General features: G+C 41.2%; 18 protein-coding genes and 3 pseudogenes. 9 read left to right on the top strand and 12 right to left on the bottom strand.

Annotated features, from left to right (window positions below; genetic code table 11):
• Positions 1-121: pseudogene (locus ACE3T3_RS09035) on the top strand (arsenical resistance protein ArsH); the annotation flags it as partial.
• A gap of 334 nt (positions 122-455) precedes the next feature.
• Here the strand turns inward: ACE3T3_RS09035 and ACE3T3_RS09030 are convergent.
• Both ACE3T3_RS09030 and ACE3T3_RS09025 read right to left on the bottom strand, forming a co-directional pair.
• Positions 456-698: a hypothetical protein gene (locus ACE3T3_RS09030; protein ID WP_125625057.1), complete on the bottom strand. Its 243-nt coding sequence runs from the start codon at positions 696-698 to the stop codon at positions 456-458.
• A 430-nt stretch (positions 699-1,128) separates the two neighbouring features.
• Complete coding sequence (locus tag ACE3T3_RS09025; protein WP_120366217.1) at positions 1,129-1,860, bottom strand: Fic family protein; 732 nt, start codon at positions 1,858-1,860, stop codon at positions 1,129-1,131.
• A 917-nt stretch (positions 1,861-2,777) separates the two neighbouring features.
• Between ACE3T3_RS09025 and ACE3T3_RS09020 the strand changes: the two genes are divergently transcribed.
• Complete coding sequence (locus ACE3T3_RS09020) at positions 2,778-2,981, top strand: TetR family transcriptional regulator (protein WP_374666118.1); 204 nt, start codon at positions 2,778-2,780, stop codon at positions 2,979-2,981.
• Positions 2,982-3,566: 585 nt separating this feature from the next.
• The gene (locus tag ACE3T3_RS09015; protein WP_374666116.1) at positions 3,567-3,935 is read left to right on the top strand and encodes a YcgJ family protein; all 369 of its coding nucleotides are present in this window, start codon (positions 3,567-3,569) and stop codon (positions 3,933-3,935) included.
• Positions 3,936-4,160: 225 nt separating this feature from the next.
• Here ACE3T3_RS09015 and ACE3T3_RS09010 read toward each other — a convergent pair.
• The 8 genes and pseudogenes from ACE3T3_RS09010 to ACE3T3_RS08975 form a co-directional block, all read right to left on the bottom strand.
• A pseudogene (locus ACE3T3_RS09010) lies at positions 4,161-4,420 on the bottom strand (transposase); the annotation flags it as partial.
• Positions 4,421-4,724: 304 nt separating this feature from the next.
• Positions 4,725-5,606, bottom strand: a complete 882-nt coding sequence (locus tag ACE3T3_RS09005; protein ID WP_374666114.1) for a transporter — start codon at positions 5,604-5,606, stop codon at positions 4,725-4,727.
• A gap of 203 nt (positions 5,607-5,809) precedes the next feature.
• Positions 5,810-6,871: an NADH:ubiquinone reductase (Na(+)-transporting) subunit F gene (locus ACE3T3_RS09000; RefSeq protein WP_374666112.1), complete on the bottom strand. Its 1,062-nt coding sequence runs from the start codon at positions 6,869-6,871 to the stop codon at positions 5,810-5,812.
• 12 nt (positions 6,872-6,883) lie between these two features.
• Positions 6,884-7,249, bottom strand: a complete 366-nt coding sequence (locus tag ACE3T3_RS08995; protein ID WP_374666110.1) for a phenol hydroxylase subunit P4 — start codon at positions 7,247-7,249, stop codon at positions 6,884-6,886.
• Between the two features lie 78 nt (positions 7,250-7,327).
• A complete protein-coding gene (locus ACE3T3_RS08990; RefSeq protein WP_374666108.1) occupies positions 7,328-8,875 on the bottom strand; it encodes an aromatic/alkene/methane monooxygenase hydroxylase/oxygenase subunit alpha in 1,548 nt (515 codons plus the stop codon).
• Positions 8,876-8,929: 54 nt separating this feature from the next.
• Positions 8,930-9,199, bottom strand: coding sequence for an MmoB/DmpM family protein (locus ACE3T3_RS08985; protein WP_374666106.1), 270 nt, complete (start codon positions 9,197-9,199; stop codon positions 8,930-8,932).
• A gap of 12 nt (positions 9,200-9,211) precedes the next feature.
• Positions 9,212-10,213, bottom strand: a complete 1,002-nt coding sequence (locus ACE3T3_RS08980) for an aromatic/alkene monooxygenase hydroxylase subunit beta (protein ID WP_374666104.1) — start codon at positions 10,211-10,213, stop codon at positions 9,212-9,214.
• An 18-nt stretch (positions 10,214-10,231) separates the two neighbouring features.
• On the bottom strand, positions 10,232-10,519 hold the full coding sequence (locus ACE3T3_RS08975; RefSeq protein WP_374666102.1) for a phenol hydroxylase subunit: 288 nt from the start codon (positions 10,517-10,519) through the stop codon (positions 10,232-10,234).
• A 437-nt stretch (positions 10,520-10,956) separates the two neighbouring features.
• On the opposite strand from ACE3T3_RS08975, the gene mobR reads away from it, so the two are divergent.
• A complete protein-coding gene (gene mobR, locus ACE3T3_RS08970; protein ID WP_374666100.1) occupies positions 10,957-12,642 on the top strand; it encodes a phenol degradation transcriptional regulator MobR in 1,686 nt (561 codons plus the stop codon).
• A gap of 212 nt (positions 12,643-12,854) precedes the next feature.
• Here the strand turns inward: mobR and ACE3T3_RS08965 are convergent, their stop codons facing one another.
• Positions 12,855-13,247, bottom strand: coding sequence for a DUF4440 domain-containing protein (locus ACE3T3_RS08965; RefSeq protein ID WP_374666098.1), 393 nt, complete (start codon positions 13,245-13,247; stop codon positions 12,855-12,857).
• Positions 13,248-13,610: 363 nt separating this feature from the next.
• Between ACE3T3_RS08965 and ACE3T3_RS08960 the strand changes: the two genes are divergently transcribed.
• The 4 genes and pseudogenes from ACE3T3_RS08960 (at position 13,611) to ACE3T3_RS08945 (ending at position 18,315) form a co-directional block, all read left to right on the top strand.
• Positions 13,611-14,963: a spinster family MFS transporter gene (locus tag ACE3T3_RS08960; protein ID WP_374666096.1), complete on the top strand. Its 1,353-nt coding sequence runs from the start codon at positions 13,611-13,613 to the stop codon at positions 14,961-14,963.
• Between the two features lie 151 nt (positions 14,964-15,114).
• Positions 15,115-16,103, top strand: a pseudogene (locus tag ACE3T3_RS08955) (AraC family transcriptional regulator).
• 111 nt (positions 16,104-16,214) lie between these two features.
• Entirely contained in the window at positions 16,215-17,321 is a 1,107-nt protein-coding gene (locus ACE3T3_RS08950; RefSeq protein ID WP_374666094.1) for an NAD/NADP octopine/nopaline dehydrogenase family protein, read from the top strand.
• A 4-nt stretch (positions 17,322-17,325) separates the two neighbouring features.
• Entirely contained in the window at positions 17,326-18,315 is a 990-nt protein-coding gene (locus tag ACE3T3_RS08945; RefSeq protein ID WP_374666092.1) for a 3-hydroxybutyryl-CoA dehydrogenase, read from the top strand.
• A gap of 124 nt (positions 18,316-18,439) precedes the next feature.
• On the opposite strand, the gene ACE3T3_RS08940 is transcribed toward ACE3T3_RS08945, so the two are convergent.
• Positions 18,440-18,907, bottom strand: a complete 468-nt coding sequence (locus ACE3T3_RS08940) for a MarR family transcriptional regulator (protein ID WP_019836956.1) — start codon at positions 18,905-18,907, stop codon at positions 18,440-18,442.
• A 147-nt stretch (positions 18,908-19,054) separates the two neighbouring features.
• On the opposite strand from ACE3T3_RS08940, the gene ACE3T3_RS08935 reads away from it, so the two are divergent.
• On the top strand, positions 19,055-20,164 hold the full coding sequence (locus ACE3T3_RS08935) for an amidase (RefSeq protein ID WP_374666090.1): 1,110 nt from the start codon (positions 19,055-19,057) through the stop codon (positions 20,162-20,164).
• The last annotated feature ends 6 nt before the right edge of the window (positions 20,165-20,170 follow it).

The following is a 20,170-nucleotide window of genomic DNA, read 5'->3' as shown; positions in this document are numbered from 1 at the left end:
AGAGCTATACAAGTTTACTTTGCTGACTCGCGGTCAGAGTGCCTATTTGACCAACCGTTATTCGGAGCGAAAAGAATCGGCTGAAGAACTGTCTAAACGAGTCAATCAGCGTAATCTTTAAAGCTGATTCGTCATGGTGTGAGCAGGGTAACGGATGGCTCGATCGTTTGTTTAATCGTAAGCATCCGCTGAGCCCCACTTTTCTAACTCATTAATACCACGATAGTGTCCAATAAATTTTAAGAGGACACTATCGGAGTGCTATTTGGTCAGAAAACAGGAGTTCACAGGATACGTGAAACGTTATTTTGATTGTATCAGATGATGTTGAATTGGCGGGTAACGATCTTAAGTACAACAGGTCATCTAATGTCTAGATTGTCTTTTTTGATGCTTTAATCATAATGGCTGTCAATAAATAAAGAGTTTAAACCTGAGAATTAGAGCAATCCTGCTTATTTTTCCTTAAATTTTAAATCAATTTGATATTCGTCCTGAGTCACTTTGATTTTATAGTTTTTATATTTACGTTTACTTGGTGAAAGGGCAGAGTTAGTGACTTCTTTATGGAATTCGCTGTCAGACATAAAAAAATAATACGCCTTATAGCCTAATAAGATCTTGTCAATTTTTTTATCTTTTTTCTCAGCATTACGAATGAGTTCATTTAAATAGTCTAAGCTGATTTTGTCTGACATTTATAAACTCGCAAATAAAAGTTGCATTATCACACGAAATATAATCGATTTTTATTACAAATTGATGACAGTTGCATTTCGGGTACTTTGGGTAGATGCTGCGTTGAGTATTATTGAACTAAATGTTGTAGATCCAATCTTATTGGATAAATTTGGAGGAAAAACTATTAAAAAAGCTTTTAATGCTGAGTCTAAAGGTTTTTGATTTACAGCCTATAGTGTCGTACAACTCAGTATAGACAGAATCTGTTCGCTCATCAGATTGAAATTGATTGAGTAAATCACCACGGATTTATGAGTCACTAGCGATATTCTTTGTACCGCTCATATCTTCAGTGTTACAGCATCTAATGAGTTTATTTTACAAATGATTTTAGATGCAATTGTGGATGGTATCTAGTACTAGGGATCAATACACCGATCAAGCCGATTAAATGCCCAATACAACTTGATAAGGTTTAAATCCTTCAAGTACAGCTTCAGAAACCAACTGGATAAATGCTTCAGTTTTTCCATAAGCCATCCATTGATCTAGGGCCTCATAGTAGGCCAATCGGTTTTCAACTGTTATTACACAAGGGGGATAACCAGCTTTAAGCAATTCAAGATTCATCAATAGACGTGATGTACGGCCATTGCCATCAATGAATGGATGAATACCTACAAAATCAGCATGTACTTTGGCTGCACGTTCGATAGGATGAAATTTATGTGCGTCATTACTATACCAATCAACTAGCTGAGCCATCTTGTCATTTAATAATGTGTAATCAGGCGGGGTAGACGTGGCACCAGAGATTAGGACATTTTGTTGGCGATAGCGGCCAGCATTATCATCATCAATATTTTTTAAAATGAGTTGATGGATATTGCGAATTTGCCATTCAGAAAATGGTTCTTCTTTTCGAATAATATCTTCAACGTAATAAATAGCGTTTCTATGGTTAATTGCCTCGAAGTGTTCTCTTAATGCCTTCCCACCGACAGTTATGCCTTCTAACACGACTTTTGTTTCTAGCAATGTAAGTGTATTGCCTTCAATTGCATTCGAATGATAGGTCCATCGTACAATAAGATCTTCTTGTAAATTTTTTACTATAGCTGGTGATAGGGGGCGATGCTGATCTAATTTATTTTTTAAATCATCAATAATTTCAAACATTACCTTGTCCCTGAATGTGTCTAAAAGAATGATACATCAAAAAAGAATATTGAAGAAATGATATGTTATATCATTCCTATTTATGGTGCTTTTAATATTGATATAATCAGTACATCATTTCAAATCCTGAATTAGGATTTGAACAAGATTTCTAAGTGATTCAATACACTAAATCTGATTTGGATCAAAATTTGGTCAATAAATTTCAAATTAGCAATATGAAAAAAGTAAATAATATTTATACGGTATTTTTTACGGTAAAGCTCAATGGACTTTTGTTTTTATCAATATAAAACAATATGATAGCAGCAGATTCCGGTGCGCGCTGAGCGCACCATTTCGATATAAAAATTCGTATAAAGCTATTGTTACCACTAAATTTCCTTTGAAAACCTGCATGAATGTGCAGAAAATCATTCCAATCTGTCAGGCATTGATGCATTATAGATTGCGCTATAAATTAATTTTGTACCTAAAAAAATAACGCAAAATATGCCAAAGCAAGTAATTTTGCTTATAAATGGTTTTATTGCATCAAAATTCAAAAAAGTTAAAACTTTCCCATATAGCTTAAACTCAAGATGCAACTTGTGCATGCGGCACGCCAAACGTTATAAATTTATTTCATCCATGGGAAGTATTACCGTCCAAAGCGCATGCGCCTAATTCACGTGATATTGAATGTACCAGATGTGTCCTGTTAATTATTGGAATTAAAGCAGATTCAGAGATTTCCCTCGATTGATAAGAGGGAGATTGGAAGCAGGTCGATTGTGAGCGCAATACATTTTAGATTTAAGCCTATTCATCTGAGAATTATCGCGCTGAACAAGCCATTGCCAGCATTACGCAGCAAGCCTGAAAAAACTCATTCGCAAGATATTTATATATAATAAAACCAAATGATTTGGGCTTTTATGAAGATGGTTTATTTAAGCAAAAATAAGAGAAAACAACAGATTATTGAATCCGCAATAAAACTTGTTTTGTCTGAAGGGCTAAATGCTTTAACTGTCAGAAAATTAGCAGAAAAAGCCAAATTTTCAGTAAGTCAAATTCATTATCATTTTGATTCTATTCATGACCTAAAGTCTCAGGTTTTTTTAAAGCTGGTGCATTAAAATTTAAATCTAAAACAATTTCCTGAAAATAGCAGTTGCAGGGAAAAGCTGATTTATCTGCTCGGCTCAGAAGCGGCGATTTCTGAAACGCCGTATATTACATTTGACATTTGGCATTTGGCATTTGGCATGATGCAGAACGTAATGCCTACAGCTATCCAATTTTTAAACAAGTCTATGCGCAAGCCATTAAAATTTGGCAAAATTCAATCATTGAAATATTACATACAGGGCTGATCAATCATGAGTTTATTTTTCGCTTAGATTAGGTCAATGAAATTGCCTTAAGGCTGATCGCTTTTGCCATAGGACTGGAATGCTTGTCCAATCTGGACATTGAAGAGATTGGATCTGATTTCTTCCATCATCAAATTTTATCCATCATTCAGCAAGAATTAGACGCTTAGTTTTTTGAGACTAAATTTGAACGAGTGTTCAAATGTGGTTATTCTGATGATACAGATATTATTTTTAGACCCTGAGATCTTGAAATTTTGAATATCAAAAATGCACAGAACATATGTTTGAGTGAGGTTATGCTCAAATAGGCTGTGCAAAGCTTAACGGTTATATTTGGAGAAGATTATGAAAAAAATGGCTTATTTATTGTGTCTGCCGGTACTTTTAATGGGTTGCCAAACAACACCGATGAATCCTAAACAGCCGATTCAAGGCATTGATTTACAGCAGCCTGAAGCTCACACTTTATGCGATCAGTATATTTGCGCCAATTCTGCGGGCATTTCGAAAGAGCTGACTCAAAAATATCTTGGTCAAGATCAAGCCAATAAAGTTTTCTCGCAAGGCCAGTTCAATCACACGCAATTTACCTTTGCCAACGGTATTTTTTGTGACACCCAAGCTCAGAAATGTTATGTAGACCGTTATTTTAATGGCAATGGTCAACGCAGTGCGGTGGCAGAAAACTATACTCAGGCCTTATTTGGTCAGTAAAAAATCCATCATTGGGAGAATTAATATTCTCCCGATTTGTTATGCACTTTGGTGATGTTAACAGTCAAGGATCTTGTGACCTGATGTTCAATATGGAAAACTGTTTTTAGTGATAGGTTTATAACCTTAATCATCTTGTTAGTCCAGTCTCTCACTGTTTTTCTAATAACCAATCGAAATATGCTTTTGCCGTCTGCAAAGCGTAGGGTACGCTGAAGCTATTCAAACGAATCCGCAAAGTTTAATGAGACTTGGAACAACGCCTGTGACCATCCGCTAAGAAAATCGAAATAGAGATTTGATCATCAAACAGCATTGAATTGCTGTGTCGGAATAGGTTTGATTTCGTCCATGCTTAACTTGTGGCTGAGCATACCTGTGAGTCGTTGGATTAAACCAAATAGAGATGTTTCATCTATTTTTAATGCTCGGTTATACGAGGGCCAATTAGTTGTACGGTAGATTTTCGGTGCAGGCTTCTTCATTCAGAAATTAAATAGTTGAATAAGCAGTGAATGATAGGTTTCTGCAATAAAGCCCATCAGGTTTAGGAACGTTAAAGTTTATTTTGTAATGTCATGCTTTAATGTTCAACGGAGATTTTAAAGTTTTGAAATGGCCGAATACATGTTTGTTGCTCATTTAATCCTGCTGTTGTCGCAAGTTTTACACCTATTAATGACAGGCTGAACTAGATAAACATAATGTCCATCTAACGCAGCCCCTTATTTTTTAACAGATTAAAATAGCCCGCTTTAAATGCCTCAAGAAGTATAAGAATTCAGTCCGTTAAAAAGCCCAAACAAACTTTAAGTAGCTGGTATGTCCTTCAGGGCGATTTTCCACATTGGTTTCTTTTAAATATTTGGCTTCAATCGACCAATTTTTATCTTGATACTGTATCGCAGGACCTACAGCCAAGACTTGTCCTCGCATGCCAATATTTTCATCTCGTAATTTATCGGACTTGGTTTGTTTAAAAGCATAGCCTTCAACAGCAACTTTGACATGCTCTGTCAGCTTATAGCCCACGCTGTAATCACCGGCAAAATATTCTCCAGATTGATAATGAGTGTCGTCATTTTCATCATTAAAGCTATACGACAGTTTGGTGGAAATGTCTAAACCATTTGCGGGTGCATAGGTATAGGCAATAATTGGGCGAATGGTGTTGTAATTCTTACCAATATTGGCAACTACAGGCTGAGTTGCGGTAGGCGTATCATATTTTCCTGTCGCGACCACACCTTCAATTGCGCCAATCCAGTGGTGATTGCCACTGTGCCAGCCGAGCATTGAACCGACAATTAAATCACCGAGGGCACTGTTCTGATCGGACATACCTGCGGCGCTGAGTCTGAGATCAACAAAGGGCTGTGCAGCATAGAAGCCGAGCTGCCCACCTAGATAATTTTGTTCTGTCATCCAGACCAAACGCGGAATAACAGCATTCACATCTAAATGAAAATTTGGAGGGCCATTGTCCATCTGACTGGCATGATAGTTTTGATAGTAAGTCAGTAAATATACCCCCGTTGGCGGTAATGCACCGGCCATCATGCCTTCAGCACCTAGGGCAAAGGAATCGGCACCATTTTCTGTTGCAAATGCCAATGTACTGCTCAAGCCCATGAGCAGGGACAAAGAGAGTTTTAAAGTCAGTTTTTTCATAGAAAATCCTTTTCAATGATGTTGTGATGACACAGCTTGAGGTCGATACCACAGTAATAAAAACCTTTATGGCTTGTATTCACTCCGAATGCGCTGCAACGGACATGCAACAGAGCATTCGAAAGCGGGGGAATCCATAAAAATCGGTTCCATGCATCGAAGTATCGAAATTTTAAATACCTTTCAAGCAACGCTACGATGCATTAAATATGTTTGAATAATGCCGAACGAGCAGTTGCTGTAGCACCATCCGCTGCACTTAAGAAGCGTTCGGTATGAATATCTTTTTCAAATAAACGGCTTTGCATTAAAGTTGAAATTGCTGCATCAATCATTGGCGGTGGGCCGCAGAGATAAGCTTTGTGTCCACTGCATTTATTTTCAAAATAATCAGCCACCGCTTCATGCACATAACCTGTAAAACCCGTCCAGTTATCTTCAGCTTTAGGCGCATTGAGTGCTGGGATATAACGGAAGTTTGGATAGTCTTTGGTTAGTTGCTCAAAAATGTCACGGTTATAAAGTTCAGCCACATCACGCGCACCTTGGAAGAGGTAAATGGTCCGAGGATCATTTTGCTCCAATAAATCTAAAATCATCGATTGCGGACTGGACAGGCCTGAACCGCCAGCGATAAAAATGACATCTTTTTCATCAGACTTACGCACAAAGAATTGTCCATAAGGCCCTGAAATATCTAGTTCATCGCCAACTTGTAGTGATTCATGTACATAGGTGGTTGCAGCACCGCCTTGGACTTGGCGGATGTGTAATTCAATCACGCCCAATTCACTCGGTGAATTGGCAATTGAAAAAGCACGTGTTCCTTCAATATCGGGAAATTGAATATTGATGTATTGTCCCGCCTGAAAATCCATTGGACGGTCAATCTGTAAACGAACCCCTTTAATGGTCGGCGACAGGTCTTTAATGTCTAAGACTTTGGCTTGATAATCCTGAACCAAATAGCCCAAGAAATCTTCGTCTTCATCAATATCCGCTTCAATCACCATGTCAGATTCGGGCTTGCAGCAGCAGGCCAAAACCTTATTTTCTTCACGTTCAATGTCCATCAATGCGAAAGGTGATGCTTCGCCGACATCATAAAAACCATCAGTGACCTGAACTTTACAGGTCCCGCAAGTGCCGTGACCGCAGGCGAAGGGCAACCAAACCCCTTGGCGTAAAGCCGCATCTAAAATGGTTTGATCTTCTTCCACTTCAATGGTCATGCCCACAGGTTCGATCGTGACTTGATAACTCATGGTGCGTCTCCTTTATACATGCGTGCCGTTGTAGCCATCTAGGCCAGGTGTCACAAAACGCAGGAGTGATTTATGGTCAAAACCTAAATCAGCCAAAGACTTGGAAAAATCTACATCGGTTAATAATTGACGATTTAAGGTGAATTGCACTTTTGACCAATCGATATGTTCAAAGTCTGGATGTTGATTGAAACCGGCCTGAATTTGCTGATCAATCAAGTCCTGTAAACTTTGTTGCGGTGAAACCACAAAAGCATGTGCAGCGCAAAATAGCGTGTGATGATCCCATCCCACATAGAGCAACATGTTGTCGCCGTAATTTTTTTGTGCATCAAGTGCATCAAATTCATAATCTTGTTGAATGGCTTGTACTGGCATGAGAAAACTCCTAAATTCCTTGAGTGTGAAGCCATCTCAAATTTTTGATCGATGAGATGACTTTTGATCCTTTATTCTTTAAGCGACGTGGCCTTTCCATTTTCTCCAACGTTCTTGGTCTGGAGAACCTTCAATATCGAGGTTGTCTGCACCAACGTTAAAGTTGTAATAGTCACGTAAAATGCTTTCTAAATCAGGGCCGCCGCAGTTGCCTTGTAAGATTTGATTCACGGGTAGCCAAGCTTGAATATATTTTTCAGGCTCACGTTCGAAAATGTCATGACAGCCATCTGAACAGGTGTGGTAACGCTCACCTTTATAAATACTGTCGCGGTAGCTGAAGATGGTCGGGTCGCCATTCATTTCGGTAAAGGTCATTGGAATCTGACAGATTTGACACAGTTGCGGTAAGCCATTGCTATAGAAGCGTTTACCTTCAGCTTCCAACTTACGCGCCAGTTCCCATTTCGGACGGTAATACTTGTCGAAGGTGTCTGGATATTTTTCAGATAACCAATCCATTTCTTCATCGGTTGGGATCCACGTATGGAAACCGGCAGCATGACCAAAGTTATAGAAAATCCACCATGCTTGATGCGAAATATGCTCTTTTTCTTTCACAATCACGTCTGAATATTTCGGCATGCGAATACCGTAACGGCTGAGGTCTTTAAACAATGCACCGCCAGCTTCTTCGAAATAGGTTTCCCACGCTTCTTTCCATGACATGACTTTATTTGGCAGCATGTAATCCATCATCATGCCGACAATCGACAGCAGGCGAGTACCGCGCCAGAACCATTTATCAATCCATTCCTGCACGATTGGCACGTTGTCTTCGTGTTGCTCCAATAGGAATTTGACGATTTCCAGACCTAAGGTCATGTGACGTGCTTCGTCGGACTGCGCACTGAAACCAAAGGTTACGGTGGCCATATCGCCGTTATACGCTGCACCTGACATGAATGGCACGAACAATAAGTTGGTTAGTACATATTCAAAGGAGAAACTAATCGCCAATAAGAACTCAAATGGCCCAGCAGAACGCGCATCTTCAAAGAATGATTTTGGAACTGATAAATACCAAACACGGTCATGCATGTGCGCCCAATCTTGGAAGCCATCAAAGAACTTGTTGTAATGGCTCATGGCATGGATTTGGGTTTGTACATGACGCAGTTCATCAATCGATTGCATTTGCGATGCAATACGTGCGCCGATGCCGCTAAATTGACGGCCCACATGCGCATAGCCTTGATAAGCTTGATATTCCAAAGGTGTTACAGCTGTTAAAAACAGTTTAATGGCATTTAAATAGCGTTCATTACTGACATTCATTTGCCCATTGTTTTGTGCAAAGGCATCAAAAATGGCATACAGTTTTTTCTCTTTTTCCGCCTGATATTTCCAGTACGAATCCATGGTTAAACGGAACGGATCTTCCCATTTTGACCAGTCGGTGATTTTAATGCCTTCAAACTCTTCATATGGAAAAGCATCTTTACGATCTGCATAGGAAAATTCCCAGTCCAGATCACGGGTTAGCATACGGTAACGGTCTTTGGCATTCAGTTTTTTTGTTGCTGTTTTTGCAGCAGTTTTAGTGTTTTTAACATCGGTATTCATGTTGATCATCCTGTTCAATATCTAAATACGGTGGCGTAGAAGCGGCCTAAATTTTTAATTCCATTTCAGAGTGAAGCTGTCGTCATCTTCATCGACGTTGCCACCCAATGTGATCATGTTGAGTTGCAGTTCCTGAATATCCCAATCTTGTCCAAGTTTTTCAGAAACGGTTTCTGCGCGAATAGTCAGTGCTGAAGTACTTTCGACTCGAATCATGGCCGGCAAGTACTGAATCGTGGCATCAGGATTGTCCTGCTCAATCGCTTCAATGATGTAGCGAGAGGTATCATTATCTTGTAATGCTAAATAAACTTTAGATGTCATGTCGGCTCTTCCTTATGCTGCTGAATCAATTAAAACGAAACCTGCTTTTTTGCTGCGCTCAAAAACGGTGTTGAGTGCATCATCGATGGAAGCATCAGGGAGCGCTGCTTCTGCCCAAGTGCCAAAAGCCTGTTTGATCTGTGGCAGTAATTCTGCAATCCACGCTTGAATCAGGGTTTTATTGTCCTCAGACTCTGCTGCTGCGGTTTTTAAAACCGTGTCAGACCACTTTCTTAAATCGGTCAAACAGTCCTTCATAAATTCAGTCAGAATGGCAATATCTCGGCCGCCATGTTCAACCAACCATTGATCTAAACGGCCAAATACCAGTTCTTGTAACATGCTGTCGATCAGCAGATTTTGCAGGACATAGAGCTTGAACCAGTCTTGTTCAGTGAGGCTGTGTTCACAAAGCTTACGTAGGGGCTGCCAAGCAGCATCATTCATCCAAGCCTCTTTGGCTTGTTGTAAGGATTCGCCTGTGTTGCCATCCAGCATTAAGCCAATACGCGAAATGTACTGCGCCATGCCTAGACGGTCCATGGCTGCAAAAATACAGGCCTGAGTAATCACAGTGCCATAACCATAAGCACTGCCTGACATCATGTGCAGGTTCGCTGTTTGTTCGACATAACGAAAAGGCAATAAATAGCTGATGATTTTTTGTTTCACCTCATCGCTTAGGTTTTCAACCAGCTGGCGTTTCTCAAAAAATGAATAATTACTTTCGGCGGAATCTTGCATACGTGCGCGATGTTGCACATAGGCGCCATAATAAAACTGACGCGGGTCTTTAAAGGCATACCAGTCTTGCATCACTAAGGCAGTATGGGTGTGATCATTTAAAGTCTTGTCTGGTTTCCACAAGGGGCGGTAATGGAAGTTGGTTGCACCTTGTACATCAAAACTCACTTCTTGATAACGCGTCGCCGGCTTGCCACCAAAACGGCGTTCGATATAGGCATAGGTTTGACGAATCGGTTCTAAGCTGGATGTTTTAATTTCTAAAGTCATTACGATCTCCTTGTAGACTTAAGCCTGATCATCTTGATCAGAATTGCGGGCATGATTTAAAACGGTGGGTTCAACGCCATAACGCCATTTATCTTCCTGAGCATCGTTCCAAGCTTGCTGTTCAGGGGTCATTTCAACGACATGGTTAATTTCACAAAAATGCTGGAATGCTTGTTGAGGAAGAATCAACTCAACAAACAGCGTTGGGTCGTGAATCGCAAAATCAAATTCGACAAATTTGGCATTCCGGTCGCCGGTAATGCGGATATATTTGACCAGCTGATCTGGTTGCGGTGCTTGAGCCATGTAGATAATCCTTTTATCTCTGCGCTGAAATCATTTCAGCTGTGACACAATCTTTTGTTCCTTGTCTGTGATCTATCAAAAGTCATGCCAACTTTAATTAATGTTTACTAATCATGTGTTTATGGTTTTTTGGGTTTTTAAAAAATTATTTTGGCAATAAAACTTCATCGAATGATGAATATGGAAATGCTGGATTTCATCAAATCATGAAGGGCAGAAGCGGAAACTTGAAAAATAATGGACTGATTTCAACGAACATGATGAGCTGCCGTTGACGCCGCAGCATGCTTTAAAAATATTCATATCCTTATGATTTTAAAATATTAATATTTAAATACTTTAAAGGTATGAAGTTATAGCGATAAGATAGTGCAGCTTTTCAGTCGGAATTGAGTAAGATAAGAAATCGACCTGTAGCCAAGGATGGATATTCAGTCATGCCTCAAGCCAAAGACGCGAAGTTTTATACGCAAATTTTGGAAAAGAACAAAGATATTCAAGATTTATTGGATAAAATTCAGTTTGATAGCCAGCATGGCAAAATTTGGTTTGAAGAAAACCGGATGCTGCTGATACATACCAGCATCATGGGGTTTTTAAGAAAAGACTTGTACAACATGCTGGGCTGGGAGCGCACCAAACGCTTTTTCATTCGGCTGGGCTATCAAGCCGGTGTACGGGATGCTGAAGTGACTTCAAAGTTGCGCCCCAATCTCAATGAAGCCGAAGCTTTTATGGCTGGGCCGCAAATGCACGGCATCCGCGGCATGGTGCAAGTGGAAGTAAATGAACTTCAGCTCAGCCATGACAAACATCAATTTTATGCAGATTTTAATTGGCGCAATTCCTTTGAAGCCGAAGTGCATTTGAGTGAATTCGGAGCTTCTGAAGAGTCCGCCTGCTGGATGCTGCTGGGCTATGCCTGCGGCTATAGCAGTTTTGTCATGGGGCAAACCATTATTTATCAAGAAACCCATTGCGTGGCGAAAGGCGATGCTTGCTGCCGCATTATCGGCAAGCCACTAAAGGAATGGCAAAATGCCGATGAACTGATTCAGTTTATGTCGCCAGACCCGGTTTCGGATGAATTAATTGCCTTGCAAGCCGAATTGAATGAGTTAAAGAAAAATATCTATACAGATGTCGAAGCCGACTACACCATGTTTAATTCAATTGGAGAATCAGCAGCTTATCGAAAAGTATGCGATCTTTTGAAAAAGGCGGCCGGCAGTAAAGTGGCGGTCTTGCTGCAGGGTGAAACCGGCGTGGGGAAAGAAGCGTTTGCGCGGGGGATTCATGAAGGCAGCTCCCGTAAAGGGCAGCCTTTTGTTGCGGTCAACTGCGCGTGTATTCCGCCGGATCTCATTGAAGCCGAACTTTTCGGTGTTGAAAAAGGCGCTTTTACCGGCGCCACGCAAACCCGAAGCGGAAAGTTTGAGCGCGCGCATGGCGGAACCATTTTTCTGGATGAAGTGATTGAGCTTTCACCGCGCGCGCAGGCTGCTTTACTGCGGATGCTGCAAGAAGGGGAATATGAGCGGGTGGGCGATCATCAAACCCGAAAGGCGGATGTCCGTCTAGTCGCGGCCACCAATGAGGATTTGGAGCAAGCGGTAAAAGACGGAAAGTTTAGGGCGGACTTGTATTATCGGCTGAATATTTTTCCTGTCATTATTCCGCCGCTGCGGGAGCGTCGTGACGATATTCCATTGCTGATTGCGCACTTTTTATCACGGTTTGAAAATATGTACGGTAAGACCTTAAAAGGTTTAAGCGATAGAGCTAAAAACTTTGTGATGACCTATGAATGGCCTGGCAATATTCGGGAACTTGAAAACTTGCTGGAGCGGGCGACGCTGCTGACCGACCATCAGCAGGAAATTAAACTCCATCATTTATTTCCTCAAATTCAGCAAGAGATTGAATCAAAGCCTGAACGTGTAGATTTAAATGCAGTGATACAGGATGGCTTTTGTCTGGAAGATCATGAACGGCGGCTGATTCATATTGCAATGCAAAAGGTGAATCATAATGTCTCTGAAGCAGCCCGTGTTTTGGGCATCAGCCGGGCGGCTTTGGATTACCGTTTAAAAAAGCAGGCGATTCATGCGAGGAAAGAATAGCTTTCCATTTGGATAGATTGGCTTTAAATTCGTGAATCGCCACCATGGACGTTGATGACCATCAATCCATTGCTGATTTTAAAAACTGGCGCATAACTGCAAGCCTAGGATGTTCTAGGCTTGTTTTGTGCAAAGCGGATGAAGATGAAGACACGTTCTAAGCGGTTCAATAAAATATTAGATTGCAATGTCTTATAGCTTTAAAAAAATATTTAGGCTAAAAATGTTTCCTGCAAATAGCTCCACAGCATTTTTCCATCAATTTCTTCAATGAGTGCGCAAGAGCGTCGAATCAGAACACCAGAAGCTTTGGTATGTTTTTCAGTATAGGTCAGAACAATTGTATCTGGCTTTTGCATCAAAATATGTTCATCATAAATTTCAATCTGAATATCAGGCGTTTTTCCCTGATTATTGGCGAATAAGCCTTTAACTTCCTGCAATGGAATCCGTTTTCCAGCTGCGCCGACCATTTCAAAATGATCAGAAAAATAATCGATCAGCAGGGGAAGGTCTTCTGCCGCATGTTTGCCGCTAAAAATTTTTTCAATCAAAACATGCATCGTATGGATACTTTCGACTGCCTTTTCCGGAGAAAGTGCCATGAGTTATTTCCTTATATAAAAGATATCTGTAAATACAATAAATCAAAAATCCATGTAAAATTCAATAAAATTTGTAAAAAATAATGTGATCTAAAAGATATCTAATGACAAAAACCAATCAAAAAGGTATGGTTTTATACTTAAAAATATGTGGAAATATACATGTAAAAGTAAATATATTCTATATACAGAGTCACGGAGTTTGACGTTTTAGATTCAACAATAAATCTCGCTAGGAAGAGCGCATTGAAAGCGCTGGCGGTTAAAGGTTTATCGTGAACACATCATTTCTTGTTTAGATCAAGAAAATCAAGGAAATATGACTTATGAGGAAGATGAGTCATCATACAAGGATTGCGTTACATGAATAGTTCTATCAGTGATCGAGCGGTAGCTGTAAATAATAAATCGAGCGTATATGCATGGTATGTGGTTTTACTCTGCATGTTGGCTTATATCTTTTCATTTATTGATCGGCAAATTTTAGCGTTAATGATTGAGCCCATTAAAGCCGATTTAAACCTTTCTGATACTCAATTCAGTTTATTGCACGGTTTAGCATTTTCATTGTTCTATGCCTTTATGGGCTTGCCGCTGGCTTACTTAGCAGATCGTTTTTCACGTCCAAAAATTATTGCAGTCGGGATTATTTTTTGGAGCATTGCCACCTCACTCTGCGGACTAAGTAAAAACTTTATTCAGCTTTTCTTTAGCCGAATGGGTGTTGGTGTTGGAGAGGCCGCTTTATCGCCTGCTGCATATTCGATGTTCAGTGATATGTTCAGTAAAGACAAATTGGGCCGCGCAGTCGCAGTGTACTCGATTGGCTCTTTTGTGGGCGGCGGTGTCGCATTTTTAGTCGGCGGCTATGTGATTGGTTTGCTGAAAGATTTAAGCCTCATCGAGATTCCAGTTTTTGGCGCTGTAAAAGCATGGCAAATGGCCTTTATTTTGGTTGGCTTGCCAGGGATATTCATTGGCCTATTATTTATTTTGACGGTGCGTGATCCAAAGCGTAAAGGGCAAAGTGTAAATGCGGAAGGTGAAGTTGAAAAAGTCACCATCCGTGCCGCATTTACGTTTTTGAAGAAGCATCGTAAAACCTTTACTTGCCATTATTTAGGCTTTACTTTCTATGCAATGGCTTTGTATTGCTTAATCAGCTGGTCGCCTGCATTTTTTATGCGCAAGTTCAGTATGACGCCGACTGAAGCCGGCTATATGTTAGGTACAGTTTTGCTGGTTGCCAATACACTGGGTGTATTTTGTGCGGGCTGGCTGAATGACTGGCTGATTCAAAAAGGTCGTAAAGATGCGCCAATGATTACTGGCGTTATTGGTATTGTCGGTTTGGTATTGCCTTTAGTGGCCTTTACCCAAGTCTCTGAATATTGGTTAGCAGTGACGTTGCTTGCACCTGCAATGTTCTTTGCATCGTTCCCAATGCCAATCTCAACAACCGCAATGCAAATGTTGGCGCCAAACCAATTGCGTGCGCAAATCTCGGCAATTTTCCTGCTGATCAGCAATTTGGTAGCAGTCGGGATTGGAACCACTTTGGTTGCATTGGTGACAGATAAAATTTTTGAAAACCCGCTGATGGTTGGAACATCGTTATCCATCGTGGGCGGCATTGCCTGCGTATTGTCCTTTGTTTTATTAAAGAAAGGATGCAAGGCTTTTGCAGACAGTATGCAGCGAGAACATTCTGCTTAATGTTCTGTTAAAAGCATTGGGTTTAAGCGGTGGCATTCGCCCAAAACTTAAATTGAACGCTGAAAAAGCAGTTAAGCCATAAAATATGCAATTGCCCATTATCAAGACATGGGCTTTTGCATTGAGAAAAAGCCGACAATGGAGTGCGGAGATGAGTCAATTGCTTAATTTTAATCATTTGCATTATCTGGATGAATTTTTACTTTTCAATTCAGATGATTATCAAACCATTAAAGATCAGATCAGCCATTATTTATGTCCGCACCAGTTTGATGTTGAAGCGGTTGCCAGTTTAAATACGCGCTTAAATGGCTTTAGTTTTGGCAATTCGGCACTGTATGATTTGAAATACAGTGCGCCTGTGGCAATTACCATTGATAAGGCAGCACAAAATTATTTGTTTCGCATCACCTTGGAAGGCCAGTGCAAAGTTGAGCATGCACAGCATCAGGTATTGCAGTCAGTTGGCATTATGACCGTGACGCATCCGAACAGTAAAACCGGATTATCACCAATCAGCGCTGCCGCAATATTATTTTAAAATTAACGCAGCAAGATGTTGAAACCCAGCTCTTTAAAATGCTGGGGTATACCAGTACAGAAGCTGTAATTTTTGACAGCGGCATGCCGTGTAGTGATGAGGGTTTAAGCTCCATTCTTGAAACGCTGAATTATCTGTGCCATGCCTATTACAACATTCAAAATTGGAGCTTTATTTCTGCGAGCTTTACCCAATATTTAATTGAATTGATTTTGTTAAAAGTCCCGAATAATTATAGCCAACAGTTGAATGAACAGCGGCAGCGTGTACTGCCTGCGTATATGAAAAAAGCCCAGCAGTATATTCAGCATCACATTAAAGACAATATTGCTTTGCCTGCTTTAAGTGAGTTTTGCGGTGTGACTGGCCGAACGCTGCAAAAGGGCTTTAACCAATATTTTCAGCAAACACCGATTGAATATATACGCGACCTGCGTGTTGAACTGGTGCATCAAGCATTGCTGAATAGCCATGAAAATGAAACAGTGACGGATATTCTGCTCAAGAATGGAATTCAAAGTTTTGGACATTTTTCCACGATTTACAAAAAGCGTTACGGCTGCTTGCCTTCACAAACCTTAAAAATGCGTGCGGCCTAATGGGTATTCTAGACATTTCAGTTTCGTAAATTGAATAGTACATTCGCATATGGGGAAGTGATGAGTGAAGTAATTTTCTATGATGAATTCAGTTAATCAGGAGGATTCAGCATGAAAATTACAGTACTAGGCGGCGGTCACGGATGCTATGCAGCGGCTTTAGAAATGGCGGAAAAAGGGCATGAGGTGGTGCTCTGGCGCCGCGATGCAGAGGCATTGAATGCGTTGGCTGCAACAGGCCAGCTCTTTGTCAAAGATTTTCAGGGTGAACGGTCTGTCACTGTGGGCTTTGAAAACAGCCAAATTAATTTACAAAACAATTTAGAAAAAGCAATTGCCCATGCTCAGCTGATTATTATTCCATTACCTGCAACCACGCATGTGAATCTTGCTGAACAAGCAGCGCCATACTTTAAAGACGGCCAAGTAGTGTACTTGCCGCCGGGCACGTTCGGAAGTTTTGTCTTTGCAAAAGCCATGAAGGACTCCGGCAATAATGCGGAAGTGGCATTTGCGGAAACAGGCACATTGCCTTATTTGGTGCGTAAACATGACGTAAATCATATTGTGGTCAGCGGTTATGCGACCCGTTTGCCGACAGGCGTGTTCCCAAGCAGCTTATCCGAACATGCATTTAAAATTTTAAAACAAGCTTATCCGAGCGTAGAGCCGATCGAAGACGGATTAAGCGGGGCATTGATGAATGCCGGGCCAATTATCCATCCACCGCTGATTATGATGAATGCAGGGCCATTAGAGCATTTTGAAGCATGGGATATTCATAATGAAGGTACTCAGCCGGCAATTCGCCGCGTGACCAATCAGCTCGATGCAGAGCGTATGCGTGTCCGTGAAGCTTTGGGCTATCCAGCGCCGCATTTCCCGCTGGCTGACCATTACAATAAAGAAGGCGAAGGTGACGAGTGGATGTATGGCCGCGGTGCACACGGCAAATTAACGGACAGCGGTGATTGGCGTGAAGACATTAACCTGCAAGAACATCGCTATATGCTTGAAGATACACGCCTAGGCTTATCTTTAATTGTGTCTGTTGGCCGTTGGGCGGGTGTACCGACCCCTGTCGCAGAAGGTTTATTAAATATTGCGTCTGCGGTTACTGGCCGAGATTTATATGCTGAGGGCCGTACTTTAGAAAATTTAGGCTTAGCGCATAAATCTAAGCAGGAAATGCAAGCGGTGCTGCAACAAGGAGTGTGATGCAATGTCCAAGATTCAACACGTTGCAGTGATTGGAGCAGGACGCATGGGCAAGGCAATTGCGATTGCTTTTGCCTATGCCGGGCTGCAAGTCAAATTAATCGATGCCAAAGTACGGCCGGAACAAGAATTTATCCAATATCGGCAGCAAGTTCAGCAAGATCTTGCTCAAGAGTTAACTTTGCTCCGGACTATCCAATTTGTTCAAGCCGAGCAAATTGCCACGATTCAGGCGAATATCCAAATTTTGGCCAAATTAGAGTCAACTGCGTTTTTAACGCAGTGCGATTTAATTATGGAAGGCGTGCCTGAACAAACTCAGGCCAAACAGGAAATATTCAGCTGGTTAGATCAGTATATTTCCCCGCAGTGCATTGTGGCTTCGACTACGTCTACATTTTTAGTCACGGATATTGCGCAAATGCTGTCCCATCCGGAACGTGTGGTCAATGCGCACTGGCTGAACCCTGCCTATTTAATTCCGCTGGTTGAGCTAAGCCGTTCAGAACAAACTTCTGATGCTGCGGTTGAACAGCTCAAATCCTTCCTCACTGCGATTGGTAAAGTTGCCGTCGTGTGCAATGCCAAGGCAGGGTATATCGTGCCGAGGATTCAAGCCTTGGCGATGAATGAAGCCGCACGGATGGTGGAAGAGGGCGTTGCTTCGGCTGAAGATATTGATATTGCAATCCGTACTGGTTTTGGTCTGCGTTTCTCTGTGCTCGGTCTATTGGAATTTATTGATTGGGGCGGAGGAGATATTCTGTATTACGCTTCTCAATATTTACAGAAAGAACTGGGTGAGCGCTATCGTACACCGCAGATCATCGAAGACAATATGCAGAATAAGCGCAATGGCTTGCGTGAAGGTCAAGGTTTTTATGACTATGAAAGCATGGATATCGATGCCTACAAACTGAAAGTCTTAAATACCTTTAATCACCGTATAGAAACTGCCGAATTAAAGCCAAAATTTAATGTGCTGAAAAATTAATCTGCTGCTTGTAACGGTTCCATTATTTCAATAAAAAAAAGCTCATCTTAGGATGAGCTTTTTTAGTGCTTTAAATACTAGAGCTTGCATTTAGGTTTTATTCAAGTATTTGATTCAATGATTTTTAGCTCATAGGCATGAGATCAAACATTTTCTTTAATTGCGCATTTAAGTCGCTCAACTCTTGATCATCAAAAGCGTTCAAAATGCCAGAGAGCGTCACTTGGCTGATTTGATTAATTTGCTCAACCAGTGAATACCCTTTTTCAGTCAGCTTCACCATTGAAATCCGTTCGTCCTGATCAGATGAAAACACTTCAACAATATCATCTTCAACCAGACGGTAAACCGCTTTGGTTGCGGTAGTCAGTTTTAAGGTAGAAAGATTTGCAATTTCAGTAATGCTGGCTTGACCTAAGGCATTGGTGCTTAGAATAATTTTACGGCGAGTATTGTCGATGCCTAATTTTTTTATAGATTTTTCAATAAGCTGGCTGTATCTGCCATTCACTTGAGAGATCCAGAAAAAAGGATAATTTTTCAAGCTGTCAGGTTCATTATTCGGCAAAAACTGTTCTAAGTGAGTAAGCATAGTCAAATTGCGACTTTATAAACAAGATGTAGGTCCATTATACAAAGTATTGAAATATTTTCTTTCTTAATTTGATTAATAGTCCCTTGACAATTCCACGGAATTTTACGATATTTATTTTAAGGATAAAAATACATGGAAAAGTGAATGAATATTGTGGCAGAGAATATTCAATTAGGATCAGGGAAACTCACCGTGATGGTGAAAGATTCTATAGATATTCAAGGTGTTAAAACAATTTCAGGCAGCCGTGCTTTGGAAGATACTGCGCCGGCAGCTCGAAATGCTGAAGTGGTCGAGCATATTCTAAATGCGGACTGCAAGATTACAGCGAAAACCAATTTGCATGAGCTGGCCTTTGGCATTACCGGCATTAACCATGCCTATGGCACACCTGTAAATCCTAAATATCCTGAACTGATTCCGGGCGGTTCATCTAGCGGCTCGGCTGCTGCGGTCGCGGCCAATCTTGCAGACTTTACCTTGGGCACAGATACGGGCGGTTCGATTCGCATGCCTGCTGCTTGCTGCGGCGTATATGGTTTAAAGCCGACGTTTGGTCGAGTTAGCCGTCAAGGCGTACATCCGGCGCAAAGTTCGCTGGACTGTGTTGGGCCATTCGCCAATTCAGTTGAAATGATCGAAACCGCAATGCAGATCATTGATCCGACATTTACAGCGCAAGACAGCGTTGCTGCACCAAAATTGGCTTGGCTTAAGGTTCAGGCTGAAACAGAAGTCACAGAATGTATTGAAAACTATTTAAAGCAAGCCAATGTGCTGCTTGAGCCTGTGGACGCTGCCTCTTTTGAAAAGGCCTTTCATGCAGGCATGCAAATGATCAATTATGAAAACTGGCAGGCCTATGGCGAGTTGACCAAAACAGGGTTAATTGGTGCAGATGTTCAAGGGCGTTTATTGAAAACAGCAGAAACAACCTTGGAGCAGGTTCAGCAAGCTGAACAAGTGAAAGCTGAGTTTACGCAAGAAATTGATGCGCTGCTTGAACAATATGATGCCTTGCTTTTACCGACGCTGCCGCAAATTCCACCGAAAGTGGCCGATGCTGAAAATACCGTTGCATTCTTAAACTTAACGGGTTTGGTTCGTCCATTTAATTTGTCTGGGCATCCAGCCATTTCAATTCCATTAGAAACAGAACAAGGTTTACCAGTTGGACTGCAGATCGTAACCAAACGTAATGCGGATGAGCAGCTGTGTGCAATTGCAAAATTTGTCGTGAAGGCAGCGCAATAAATTACA

It is taken from the genome of Acinetobacter sp., assembly GCF_041919735.1.
GTDB lineage: Bacteria > Pseudomonadota > Gammaproteobacteria > Pseudomonadales > Moraxellaceae > Acinetobacter.
Note: the sequence above shows the minus strand (reverse complement) of the source record. Positions and strands in the feature narration are given on the sequence as shown.